Below are 13,314 nucleotides of genomic sequence, written 5' to 3'. Positions count from 1 at the left end.
GAACTGACCTTTAGGACAAGGAGCTTTACTCAATATTCTACCCCTTTAACGGATCAACTTATTTTTACTTAACAGTTCTTTAATCCCGGCTACCTCAAGAATAGTACCTAAAAAAATAGGTCAACCAGAAAAAACCGGCTAACCACATAATACGATTTGACCCTATTGCTGAATAACAAAAAATACGTTTTGTTGTTCCACAAATTCTTAATATCATGAAGTAATTCTGTAGAGATGTTCAGTTTCCATTAACCAATCTCGGCGAGCAACGAGAGTTCTAAATGTGATAAAGTCGCTCTTTTTGCATCCTCTTTCAATTGATTCCATGGACTGTTTGTAGAACCTTCTGATACCTCGAAAAGTTGATTCACGCTCTCTTTTTGATTTTCATTAAGTAAGTTATGATAAATCATACGATAAGACCTTTTTCGAACATCATTGGCTGCATCTTTTAAAGTATTGTAGATGGGAAGTTCATATTTTTGATGTATTAGCTCTTCAATTGCTACATTGACTAGGTCAGCAGGTTCGTCTTTACTGTATGCGAGTTTATTCATTGTATCTATCAATTACTTTTTGACCTTCTTGGCTAAATGGTCGAATAAAAAGACTTCTATACAAAGTATGAAGTCTTTTTGGAAAGAGAAGAGGATTACGGTTTTAAAACGACTTTTATACATTCATCCTCACGATTATTAAAAATTCGATAACCATGACTTGCTTCTTCAAGGGACATCTTGTGTGTGATAATATCTCTTGGGTCAAATTCGTTATTTGTTATTTTTTTAAACAATTCTGGCATAAAATGAATGACTGGAGCCTGTCCCATTTTAAGATTAATATTTCTAATCCAAAATGCACCTAATGGAAATAGATTATAGTTACCCCCGTAAACACCAGTCATTTGCACTGTCCCATACTTTCGGACAGCTTTAGTAGAAATTTGAATAGGTCCAAGGGTTCCGCCCTGCAGTTTGAATTTTTGTTCCAGAAACTCTAGGGGTGATTTCTTTCCGTCCATACCTACACAATCGATGACGACATCTGCCCCACCATGTGTGATCTCTTTTAAATGTTCGCCCATATCAGGGTATTTTGTGAACTCAAATACCTCAACATTGTTCATCTTTTTCGCATGATTGATCCGGTAATCCAAGTAATCAACTGCTATTACACGCTTTGCACCTTCCATCCAGGCAAATTTTTGTACCATCAACCCAACAGGTCCGCATCCAAGAACAATAACTGTATCGCCTGATTTTACACCTGCATTTTTTACACTCCAATAAGCTGTTGGCAGAACATCCGATAAAAAGAGCAGTGACTCATCCTCCAATTCGCATGACTCCGGGATAACAAAGGGAGTGAAGTTTCCAAAAGGGACTTTTAAATATTCAGCCTGACCACCCGGATGGTTACCGAACTTCTCAGTATAACCAAAGTATCCGCCAGAATCATAATGAGGGTTTGAGTTATCACATTGGCTTTCCATTTCATGTTGGCAATAAAAGCAATGTCCACATGAAACATTAAAGGGAACGACAACACGGTCTCCCTTTTTTACTTTTGTGACTTCAGGTCCAACTTCTTCCACAATACCCATTGGTTCGTGGCCAATAATATATCCTGGGGGTAATGGCATGTTACCTTGATATAAATGCAAATCAGATCCGCAAATAGCAGTAGAAGTAATCTTAACTATAATATCGTCTTTTTTTTCTAATTTTGCATCCTCTACTTGATTAACCTGTACATGATTTGGTCCTTGATAAGTTACAGCCTTCATAAATGCACCCTCCTATTTCTAATACTGTTAACACTCTTAACTATTGTTAACAAAGAAAGTAAATAATATACTTAGTCACTCTTAGCGTAATTGTTTTATGTAAGTTAAAGAAGTCGCACCGTTTTGATTACGAAGTATTGGTGATAGCTCTCGAATTAGTTATTGTAAGTGTATATAGCGTGAATTAATTCGGGGAAATATTTGGATTATTCTTTGAGGGAAGAGGTATTTCATTTATTCCTTTACTCAAATCTTCACTGCTATTCTAACTTATTTAATAGAATTTCAGCCTTATGCTTAACCCCTTTAGAACTGTGTTTAGCTTTCATCACTGTAACCCTACTCTCCTCAATACTTTTCAGCGACTTACTTGTCCACGTACCACTATCATTCACAAGGTTTACTAACAATCTATCATAAATCGATTTCCAATCATTTATTGCAAGTGATGATAAAATTAGCATTGATAAAGAGCGATCTTCTCGCTCAACTTCAATAATATTGAATTTCTTCCCACTTATCATATATACTTCTGCAATCACATAACATCGTTTCGTGATATTATCACTCAATTTCGTAAATCTGCGGTCTCCAATTCCCTCTGGTAACACATCTATAAATGCTCGTATCGCACTTACTTCTGGATATTGCTCCATTATTCTAAGGACATTAATGAAATCTTGCAATTCACCTTGTACTTGAATTTCAGATAACATTTGATGTTCTATTCCTCTTGCTAGTTTTTGACCTCCAGTGTCTGCTGTAGATCGAATTGAATCATTGCTGCCATAGTATTTCTTAGTATTTTCATCTTCTTTCGTTCGCTGCTTTGAGGAACTACTTTTAATTCGTTTGATTTTGGGTACCGATGTATATTCATGTTTCAACTGATTCATTTGTACAAGATCAAAGTCTTCTGTAGAACCATCTACTTGTTCATCTAATGTAAAGCCCTCTTCATCACCCTGTCTATTTAGAAAACGATAAGTGTATTTCTTTGCCTCATTGGATTTCTCTTGATTTTGTATTTCTGGATGCGAAATCGAAATATGTTGGTACGGAATATCTTTATTTTTCACATTAACAATTTGTAATACTGTACACGTGTTATTCTTCTCCTTTACACGAGCTGTTATTGTAATCGGTTGTGTAAAGTTCCATTCGAACTTCAAAGTCTTTTCCTGCAACCAAGTAAATGCTATATTTTCATAGGCTTGTCGTAGGTCTCGATTCGTTAGCAACCACACCAATTGATAAATGAACGTTGTCTTTGTGTATTTCAATTCATATTGTGATGAAAAGCTAAGATGGATTTTATTAGGTTCATATGTTTCTGTGAAGAACTGAGGAAATGAATTCGATTCAAACAAGCGATATAAAAGGAAGCCGTTCGGAGCTAAAATGCTACGCAATACTTCAATGACTGGTAAAATCACATTCTTTCCATCAAAAGAGAACACGAAACTACGGGAAGTTGCAGGATCACTGCTTCCTTGAATAGACCAAGGGCGTTCGTGAAATTTAACTTTATTAGGATAAATAGTCATATCGATTTCTTGTACACTTTCAGAAACTTGACTAGCCGTTATGATGCCATCAGTATAATAATGTTGGATTGCTAAGCATGGTAATGTACCCCAATCCATTAATATACCTTCTGTACGACCTTGTGAGCGAAAATAAGCTTTGATTATCATTTTATGATCATATCGAAATGGCTCACCAATCCATATTAGTTGTGCTTTTTCACCTTTAGCAAAAGGCCAAGCTAGTTTAACCTGTTGTTTGCTCATAACTTTTCACTTCCTGTTTTGTTCGTAAATACTCTTCCAAATACGGTTTTATTTCGTGAAAATGATGTGACTTAACAGCGCCAATACGCTGTACTTTCCATAATAAAACTGGTTCTTGCTCCAGCAACATACGATCAATAATTTTACAGCATCGTCGAATCTGAAACTGTTGTATAGATTCCGTAATTTTATTTAGATATTTTTCAGTTTGTGGCAGCTTATCAAGATGTTTCTCCAAATTTGATAAGATTCCTAGACGTTTCCCAATTATCGAAATCGTGATACGTACGGGCTTTTCCAGTTCAATTAATTCTTTGTAAAGCTGTTTAATTTTAGAAAGATATTCTCGATCACGTACGTCCCAATTGACAATTGATTTTGGCTTTTCCTTCGCCTGAATTATAGGTAACTGTTCAAACAGCCATTCTTTATCATTTCGATATAAGTAAATATATTCTTTCGGTAAACATTGACGAATTTGTGTTCTCGAGTAACTTGGATATTGCTGCATTCCTTTTAATAATTGCTTTCGATACATATGTAACATTGGTGGAAAAACTTTATCAGGTAATTTCTCTATTTTCTCAACTGAGGCAAGATGTCCTTTAACTGTTTTCGAATCCACGCCAAGCATTCTAGCTAATGCTCTTATACTGTAGGTTCCATCAACTGCTAATTCATGTAATTTAGCCTTCCAGACATCTCCATACGCTTTTGTACGTCCAATACGATATTTATCTTCAGATAATCTATCAGGACCCTTTCTAGCGTAAATAAAGCCACAAGAGCATTCAAACGTGCCAATGGGTGCATTTGATTTAAAATCCCTTGTAACATTTACTTCATGAATCACAAATTCCTTATAATGATTAGCTGCTTTATTTAAACAGGGCCATGGGCCACTACCGAAAGGACCTGTATCAGCTTCAATTTGTAAAAAGGACTCCAAATCTTGTTCTAAGAAATAAAGAATAAGCAAATGACGGAAAGGATGTACATGACGTTTTAGATTGCGTGTAATGACCTTCAGCCAATTGTATTCATCATTTACATTGATTGCTGATTCGTACTCATCTAAAAAGCCTTTTGGGAACTTTGATTGAAATGCTTTGTATAGCTCCTTTTGCCGAATTCGATTAGACGTTGTTATTAAATTACGCTCCCGTAAAAGAACACGATATTTAAGATTAATAGATTCTCTTGAAAATTGATGTATTGGAACTTGCAGCAGTTGATAAGCCATCTTTGCTAAAGCAATTTGAATGGCTATAAACTCTTTTAGTTCAACTTCTTGAATCATTGATAAGTTCAATAGCTTTTTATCAAATCGAATAAACTCAATTCGACTTTGCTTTGAAAAATCGATAGGATACTTCATTAATTTCAGTTCATGATGTGCACAGAAATCAATCCCTTGTAGCTGGTGCTCACGATGAAAATAGGGTTCTCCATGTTGCTCAATATCATTAGTTGCACACTCTGGGCAATAAAAGAGTCCATTCTTTCTGCAAATGCTTCCTGCAACTATGCCAAGTCTTGTATAAAGTCCTTTTCCATCTACTTGAACATCTTGTAGAAGTTCTTTCTGGCGTTGCTTGGAAAGAAACGAAGCATAGTAAGGGTAGATCGTATGCTTAGCTAATAAGCTTTCAACAGAATAGTTGGAGCCTAATTGCTCAGCTAATATAGAAAAATGACTACCAATCTCTACACTCGGTATTACAGAACGACTTTGAAACACTTCTTCCAATGTATCTTTGTAATCAATATTTCCACTGTAAAAGTGATATCGCGCAATCGCCGAATATATCAATTCATCTGGATATGGATCCGTAAAGAATGGCAGCATGCGTTCCCTCCTAGTAGAATTCCTCCAAAGGATTTTTAATGTATCCATTTGCTTTTAATAATTCATAGGGGTGTTGCTTTTTGTCTAACGCTTGCTTTCTTAGCTTTAGCAATGGTAGAATCTCTGCATTTTTTGCTTTTGCCTTTGCTTTTTGATCTTTCTTTTGTTGATTTAATGCAATCGCCTGCTGAATCACATCTGATTTAAGTTGATGAAATTCAGTATCAAGTGGATTTTCCTCAACTATTTTTTGTGCGAGCTTTTTAATATCGTTTTCTTTCAAACTATCAAAAATACCAAGGGCTGCCACTTCAACACTTAAGTTCCCAATCATGTCTTGACGTTTATACTCGATTGTATTTTGGCGCTCTTTAAATGCTTCTTGAATACGTCCTGTCATTTCAGTATTTCGCTTGTGATTCAGCATGACTTCATCCAAGTTAATCATAATATCTTCATATTTCATCATATCGGCAAAATTGTTCGTCCGAATAGCTGTCATCATTGGTTGAATCGTTTGCATATCTTCCCTAGCAGTCTTTTTTAATACTTGTGGTGTAATGATTTCAGCCGGGTTGTCCTCATCAAATAATACTCGTTCTTGCGCTAGAATAAATAGGTTCACGGCAACAGCAGTAATCCCTTGGCATTCATAATAAAATGCCTTCTTTGTCTCCTCTGTAAGCTCAGAATGGGTTTTTAAACACTGTAATTCCCAAAGTGTCTCTAGGAAAAACTCCCACTCTTCACTATTTTCGTCCATACGATCCCAAATAATAGCTCCATCACTCGCTGCCCGTCTTGCTTGTCTGAAGTTTCCTTTGAATAGTTTTTGTGCTTTAGAAGTTCCGATTAAAACCGTAGGAATACCAACTGTATTAGACAGTGTTACAAAAAAATTCAACATTTCTTCCTGTTCATTTTTGGAATGTAGTAAGTGCTGGATTTCATCAATTACTAGAACACCGATGCCGTACATACTTGCTAACGATGTCATGTGCAATAACATTGTCGATGTCACACGGTTCAAATAACCGTACTTTTCTAAATATCGAGTGCCTAGTAAATCATCAATTGCTTTGAAAAAGCTTTTGCAAAGTGTAGATAAACTTCCATCATACGGGCAGTCAATTTTAAGCCAAACAATTTGAGTTCGATTAAACGGTTGTCCTTTGTATTCTTCATGCTTGATCACTTGTGGATACATAAGCAAAAGACGTTCAATTGCTGTTGTTTTACCAATTCCTGAAATACCGATAATGGATAAGCTATCGGCAGTTGAACGAATATAATTTAGTCGTTCATCTATATATTTGTGAGCTGTTTCCTCTTCTTCACGCAATTCATGCAACACCCGAACACGCTCTAGAAATGTTCTATCTAATGGATTTCGCGCCAAGTAACCTCTTCGAATCAATGTAGACAATCGACGTTCTACCTCGAAATGAATCGGTAACGGCTGGATAAAATTCCTTACACGTTTTAAGACGTGATAACGAATATTCGTTTCACTTAACTTATCTTGCTCACTAATTCGTGGAGTCACCATAAATCGCTCTAGCACATCATCCTCATTAAATATAGGTGGAAGAGCTTCGATGAAAGGATTATTGGTATATTCATTTAAAAGTTGCTCCTTATAGACAGCTTTCTCAAAATCCCCTTTTAAGACAACCATGTCATTTGTCTTTCCCAAATTCCTCATCTCGCTTCTTCTTTAGTTTTTCCATAAGACGTGAGCCTGGTTTCTTAGGTGGTGTTTCATCAATCTTCTCTTTTGTAACAAAGTCGATTACGTCAGCTGATTCACTAGCCTTATTAGGTAATAAATCAAACTTTTCAGCTTCACGATTTAACTGTTTTTCAACATCCTTATTTTCACGAATAGCTGCTATTTTAGCTTTCTTACTAGTTGGCTGATTGAAAGATTCTTTTTTGTTCTTCACGGCTTTTTTTATAATCTCTTCCAATGCTGCATCAGTATTTACCGTAAGCTGAATTTGATTTGTTCGTTCCATTTCTTCTAGTTCATTCCGAAGATGTTGCTGAAAGACAATTTCCTCCAAGAAGTCACCTTTATATTGCTGACTAGGCTCTAATAAAATACACGTCTCAAAATCTATTCCGTTATCGTGGGGAATATAGATTTTTTCAATATGTCGTGGATCATAAACGATTTCTAGACTTCTATTTTTCAACTTTAAATACCATTGCTCTTCAATAGCTTGACGAGAACCATAAAGAAGATTTTTAAACTTAATTCCAGCTCTTGAAATTGTCGCTTTCCCACGTGGAAGCACGTTCAGACGAAGAATATTTCGATCAACTGTTCTTAACCTTCCTTTACGATTTTGAATACCCCAATTCCATAAGTTAATCGGAGTTGGCACTAGTCCATCAGCCACCATTTCTTTTTCAACAGGATATTTATCAATGACCTTTTGGTTATGATGAAGCGCCATTGTAATAATTAGAGATGTAAATTCCCTTAAATTCAGCGTAGCATTTAAGCGATAATCCTGATCTCCACGTTCTCTATATTCCTTTTGAATTGCTCCGGGAGCTTTTTGCTTTACCTTCCCATTAAACGTACGGAATTTCCTTTCAACAATCCCTTTCAAATCTCCACGATAAGCTGTAGTATTCTCAATTTTAATATTAAGATTGTTAATTAAATTCTCTACAGAATAGCCTTCAAACTCACCCCGGTCGGCGATAATAATTTCAGGAAAATGATGTGTTGGCCATTGCTCAGGTGTAATATTAATTCCATATTGCTTACAGAACCCTACTTTGTCAGCAACCATATTATCTAAAGCCATCATTGCACCGATCCATGATGGACCTTCTAGTCCAACATAAAGACCTGTAATAATACGTGAATACACATCAAGTACTGCATAAATAACTGGTCGCCCAATTACTTTATTTACGTCAAGTGAACTAACTAAATAAATATCTGCAATGGTTGCGTCAAATTGAAATCTTGTACCCGGACCATTTGTTTCTGATTTGGAATCACTTAAAATCGGACGATGTTTCAATTCATATTCCTTTGTACTTTTACGGAACTGAATATCCTTTTTCGGGTCTTCAAGCTTTTTAAACCAGTAGTAAAACTGATGGTACGAGGGAATTCGAGTGGCCTCCCAAATACGGTACTTTAGCTCACCATTTTCCTTATAGCGATCAGAGTAAAAGTCACGCAGCATGAAATTATAAACATCTCTTAAAGAGTAATTATTCTTTTTCCTGTAGTACTTGTTGATAACGTGCTCAATTTGGACCTTTACCTCGTCAGTAATGTTAATACCGGTTTGATATTCATTATTTATGTTTATCTTTCTAGGACGACCCACTTTCGCATTTGTTAGAGCCTTCGCTCTTCCTTTACCACCCGAATTAGAGTAGTCAGGTAACATGGCATTTTTGGTCATACCTCGTTGCCAATAGCGAGTTAGTAACTTTTTAACCTTTGTCTTGCCTAAGTTGCTGTCCCGAACGATTTCGCGAATTTTATTTTCTCTTCCTCTTTTGTAGAGCAAATCTTGCATATTCGGAACACAGTATTTTTGTATAGTTTCCCAATCTTCTTCACGCTTACGAATTTGCACTTCTGTTAAATCATTTTCATAAATCACTTTTGCATAAGGATCACTAATCGCAAGTAGCTCTCCTTGATTCATATCTGTAATTAGGTTGGAATATAGCTCCCTCTGCGGCATAGCACTACTCGTGTCAATATTAACAATATAGACATGTGGTTCTTTAATATAAATTACCCGAATCCTTTTCGAATCGATTACATATTGAAATACTTGATTAATATAAATCATCCGTATTTCACCTTCTCTAAATTACCTTCATCAATACACTTAATATCAATTGTTTGCTCTAAATCAATCGGCTTTTGCATATCAATGACTACAATTTTTCTAGCAAGCAAGTGATAAAATAGTGTAACACCACTTCCAAAAGGCAAGTGTGTATCTGCATCAAACCCATTAGTAATTTCACGGATACTTCGTGAATTATTCAATAGGCGATTCATAAGAGACATGGATAAATCCTCAATATGTTGGTCATCCATTTCTTGATAAACATCATAGCTACGAATATCAAAATAATCATGGATATAACTAATATTTCTAGCCATTGTCTTATGAATTTCTTCCTCTGTTACAGTTGCCCAATTAATGCTTCTACGCTTCCAATATTCCCTTTCAATTTCAAACTTCTCTAACACACGTTCTTCTAACAGCTTATCTTTCATTTTGATAGTATGAGCGACTTCAAATACACCTTGTCCTTTATCAACTGTTAATAAAAAGTCCGTTGTCATAACAATTGGATCACCTGTTTTTGGATCAGCTGGGTGTTTAATCCCAAGCTCTTCAGCAATGGCAAACGTCTCTTCTTGTGGTAATAAAGGAAATTGTTCACGAATATCTAAAATAACATCAGAAAATTCAGTTAAATAAAAGTAGTTTCGTTCCAAATCCGATAAAAACTCATGTTGTCTGCCGGTTTTTATACCTTTTAATCTTGTTGACCGACCTAATGAGGAAACATCTTGAATTTTAAGCCAAGGCTGATAATCTGCCCCACTGCCAGTTCCTCGACCCTCTTTAATCCACTTATCAATTTTAGATGTTCTTTTTCTTTTCGACACAAAAACACCCCTTTAGATAATCATATCCAAAGGGGCAAAGCTTCGCATCTTTTTTATAAACATCGCGACTTTATTTTAAATTCACAATTTTATTCTTTTTTATCTGCACCTATTCCACTGTAACACTCTTCGCCAGGTTACGTGGTTTATCCACGTCACAATCACGATGAAGTGCTGCATAATAAGCCAGAAGCTGCATTGGAATAACACTTACTAATGGAGTTAACAGCTCATGAACCGGAGGCAATACAAAAGCATCCTCATCCTGTTCTAAGCCTTTTGAGCTGATAATAAGCGCATGTGCTCCACGGGCAACTACTTCCTGCACGTTTCCACGAATAGAGTAGTTTACATTTTCCTGTGTTGTTAAAGCAATTACCGGTGTACCATCTTCGATTAAAGCAATAGTTCCATGCTTCAATTCTCCTCCAGCAAAACCTTCTGCCTGGATATAAGAGATTTCTTTCAGCTTCAATGCTGCTTCTTGAGCAACATGATAGTCTGTACTGCGGCCAATATAGAAAGCATTGCGTGTTGTAGCAAAATAATCTCTTGCTAACTGTTCAAGCTCTTCTTTTTGGTTTGTAATAACCTCCATTGCATTCGCTACAATGGCAAGCTCTTGTAATGGATCAAAATCTAATTTAATACCTTTTACTCTCGCTGTATCTACTGCAAGAACTGCTAAAACAGCAATTTGTGCTGTGTATGCTTTTGTCGAAGCCACAGCAATTTCTGGTCCAGCATGTAAAGGTAAAGTATAATTTGCTTCACGAGAAAGGGTTGATCCGGGCACGTTTGTTAATGTAAGTGCTGGATGTCCTAATTCTTTTATCTTAACTAATACAGCACGGCTGTCTGCTGTTTCACCACTTTGAGAAATAAAGATAAACAATGGTTTCTCAGACAACAGCGGCATGTTATATGAAAATTCACTTGCAACGTGTACTTCTACGGGGATGTTAGAAAGCTTTTCAAGAAATTCTTTTCCAACTAATCCGGCATGATAGCTTGTTCCTGCTGCAATGATATAAATGCGATCTGCTTTTTCCATGGCTTTACGAATATCTTTGTCTAACTTTAATTCGCCTTTTTCATTCTGATATTCACGAATAATATTACGCATAACAATTGGCTGCTCATCAATTTCTTTCAGCATGAAATGAGGGTATGTTCCTTTTTCTGTATCACTTGCATCAATTTCTGCGATAAATGGTTCACGTTGGATGACTTCTCCATCTAATGTCTGCACTTCTACAAAGCTGCGATTGACAAGAACAATTTCTTTGTCATAGATTTCCAAGTACTCGTTAGTTTCCTTCAACGTTGCCATTGCGTCACTGGCAATCAGGTTAAATCCTTCTCCTAACCCAACCAATAACGGACTTTTATTTTTGGATACATATAAAGTATCATGATCTTCTGCATCAATCAGACCAATAGCATAAGAACCCTTTAGCAGGCTCATTGCTTCACCAAATGCTTTTTTGGTATTTTTATGCTTTTCATAAAGTTTTTCAATAAGCTGTACGATAACCTCTGTGTCTGTTTCACTCACAAAGTCAACATCTGCCAGGAATTCTTTCTTTAGATCGATATAGTTTTCAATAACACCATTATGCACAATAGTAAATCGTTCTGATGAGCTTTGATGTGGATGTGCATTTTGCACACTTGGCACACCATGCGTAGCCCAGCGAGTATGACCAATACCAATTGTAGCTTCCACACTGCTATCTACTTCTTCACGTAACACTGCAATACGTCCTTTTACCTTTGTTACGTGTACACCTTCTTCACCTAAAGTTGCAATACCTGCAGAGTCATAACCGCGATATTCTAATTTTTCCAAGCCTGTTAATAAAATTTCTTTCGTATCATTTTGTCCAATATAACCGACGATTCCGCACATGTCGATGTCCTCCTTGTTTGAAGGGGCAGGAACAAAAGACCGATTCGAAGCGAAGGGGCCTTGTTCTGCCCCTTTCTCGTGTTTGTTTTTTTATAAGACATCATTCTTTATCTCTTTGTTCACCAAGTCACCCTGATGGTTTAAAGATAAAGCGGCAACTGCGATGTACAGCTGGGAGGCACCCGCCGAATAATTCGATAACCCCCGACCTCGTCAACTACTCTTCCTTACCGTCCGTAGAGTAGCCCTGGCGCTTGTTATTATAGATTCCGTTTTGTATTCCTCCTGCTCCTCTCCATTTTTATTTGCTCTTGTCAAACGGACTTTTACATTTGGAAAACAAGAACTTTCTATATTCTATCGGAAAGTCATATTATAGGTCAACCTTTTTCTTCCTTTCCGATTAAAATAGTTTATGAAATCCTTTTAGAAATGTTGCAGAATATACACAAATGACTGGATAGGTGCAGGTTAGTATGACCAGAAGAATGTTTGAAGAGGATTAGAACAGAATGGTATAATTAAAAATATTAAGAAGGATTCAGGAAAATTTTTAGTTGGATGGATAAATTAGTGCTAACCTTAAGCAAACATGAATTACTAAGGAGGTTAGCACCTCAATGTGTATAAGGTTCTAACGGGATTTGTTAAGGATAATGCTTCTTTATGTTCCTTTTTATAAAAGGTTAGCACTTTTTATTATTTGAAAGCTTGCTGGACAAGGGGTTATGTTGTCCGCTTTCTCACCTTATATGGGTGAGTGGATTGAAATTAGAAAAACATCAAATGAACACTATGAGGAAATATTCTCACCTTATATGGGTGAGTGGATTGAAATTAAAAGTGCTAATCAAAGACAGTTAATAGAAGATTCTCACCTTATATGGGTGAGTGGATTGAAATAATTAAAGAAACATCAACATTAGGTATCGACCAACTTCTCACCTTATATGGGTGAGTGGATTGAAATTTTTGTATTATTCAAAGCATAGTCAATAAGCATTTTCTCACCTTATATGGGTGAGTGGATTGAAATCAATGTACCAAAAAATACCGGCTCATTTTCTCGGTTCTCACCTTATATGGGTGAGTGGATTGAAATTCCAGTTCGGCTTGTTGACGTCTTTTTTGTTCATTTCTCACCTTATATGGGTGAGTGGATTGAAATAGAGTAAATTACACATTAAAAATATTAGGAAATATTCTCACCTTATATGGGTGAGTGGATTGAAATCACCACTTGCACCCATAGTAGCAATACGTTGACCTTCTCACCTTATATGGGTGAGTGGATTGAAATCG

8 protein-coding genes and 1 CRISPR repeat array (1 of these 9 running past the window's edge) are annotated in these 13,314 nt (G+C 36.2%); all 8 genes read right to left on the bottom strand.

Going from position 1 to position 13,314, the window contains the following annotated elements; genetic code table 11:
* Positions 1–248: 248 nt before the first annotated feature.
* Complete coding sequence (locus MHH51_RS01740; RefSeq protein WP_016201446.1) at positions 249–569, bottom strand: DUF4158 domain-containing protein; 321 nt, start codon at positions 567–569, stop codon at positions 249–251.
* A gap of 83 nt (positions 570–652) precedes the next feature.
* Positions 653–1,786 (bottom strand): zinc-dependent alcohol dehydrogenase, encoded by a 1,134-nt coding sequence (locus tag MHH51_RS01735; protein ID WP_000649059.1) that lies wholly within the window; start codon positions 1,784–1,786, stop codon positions 653–655.
* A 260-nt stretch (positions 1,787–2,046) separates the two neighbouring features.
* Entirely contained in the window at positions 2,047–3,579 is a 1,533-nt protein-coding gene (locus MHH51_RS01730; protein ID WP_339284154.1) for a Tn7-like element transposition protein TnsE, read from the bottom strand.
* Complete coding sequence (locus tag MHH51_RS01725; RefSeq protein ID WP_328005686.1) at positions 3,560–5,428, bottom strand: TnsD family transposase; 1,869 nt, start codon at positions 5,426–5,428, stop codon at positions 3,560–3,562. Before MHH51_RS01725 ends, MHH51_RS01730 begins: the two co-directional genes overlap by 20 nt.
* A gap of 10 nt (positions 5,429–5,438) precedes the next feature.
* Positions 5,439–7,133 carry an ATP-binding protein gene (locus MHH51_RS01720; RefSeq protein ID WP_063636937.1) on the bottom strand — a complete coding sequence of 565 codons (1,695 nt, stop codon included), beginning with the start codon at positions 7,131–7,133 and terminating at the stop codon, positions 5,439–5,441.
* The gene (locus MHH51_RS01715) at positions 7,108–9,264 is read right to left on the bottom strand and encodes a Mu transposase C-terminal domain-containing protein (protein WP_339284151.1); all 2,157 of its coding nucleotides are present in this window, start codon (positions 9,262–9,264) and stop codon (positions 7,108–7,110) included. Before MHH51_RS01715 ends, MHH51_RS01720 begins: the two co-directional genes overlap by 26 nt.
* The gene (locus MHH51_RS01710; RefSeq protein ID WP_048407014.1) at positions 9,261–10,100 is read right to left on the bottom strand and encodes a heteromeric transposase endonuclease subunit TnsA; all 840 of its coding nucleotides are present in this window, start codon (positions 10,098–10,100) and stop codon (positions 9,261–9,263) included. The genes MHH51_RS01715 and MHH51_RS01710 overlap by 4 nt, the downstream gene beginning before the upstream one ends.
* Positions 10,101–10,209: 109 nt before the next feature.
* A complete protein-coding gene (gene glmS / locus MHH51_RS01705; protein WP_147212689.1) occupies positions 10,210–12,012 on the bottom strand; it encodes a glutamine--fructose-6-phosphate transaminase (isomerizing) in 1,803 nt (600 codons plus the stop codon).
* A gap of 740 nt (positions 12,013–12,752) precedes the next feature.
* A CRISPR array of direct repeats spans positions 12,753–13,314; the repeat unit is 32 nt; unit sequence TTCTCACCTTATATGGGTGAGTGGATTGAAAT (it continues 524 nt past the right edge of the window).

Origin of the sequence: Oceanobacillus sp. FSL K6-3682 (genome assembly GCF_037976165.1) — a bacterium.
GTDB lineage: Bacteria > Bacillota > Bacilli > Bacillales > Amphibacillaceae > Oceanobacillus > Oceanobacillus sojae.
This window is presented reverse-complemented; position numbering and strand designations above follow the sequence as displayed.

Coding starts and splice junctions, on each gene's coding strand:
- MHH51_RS01735 (WP_000649059.1), bottom strand. CDS start 1,786: ATGAAGGCTGTAACTTATCAAGGACCAAATCATGTACAGGTTAATCAA.
- MHH51_RS01730 (WP_339284154.1), bottom strand. CDS start 3,579: ATGAGCAAACAACAGGTTAAACTAGCTTGGCCTTTTGCTAAAGGTGAA.
- MHH51_RS01725 (WP_328005686.1), bottom strand. CDS start 5,428: ATGCTGCCATTCTTTACGGATCCATATCCAGATGAATTGATATATTCG.
- MHH51_RS01720 (WP_063636937.1), bottom strand. CDS start 7,133: ATGAGGAATTTGGGAAAGACAAATGACATGGTTGTCTTAAAAGGGGAT.
- MHH51_RS01715 (WP_339284151.1), bottom strand. CDS start 9,264: ATGATTTATATTAATCAAGTATTTCAATATGTAATCGATTCGAAAAGG.
- glmS (WP_147212689.1), bottom strand. CDS start 12,012: ATGTGCGGAATCGTCGGTTATATTGGACAAAATGATACGAAAGAAATT.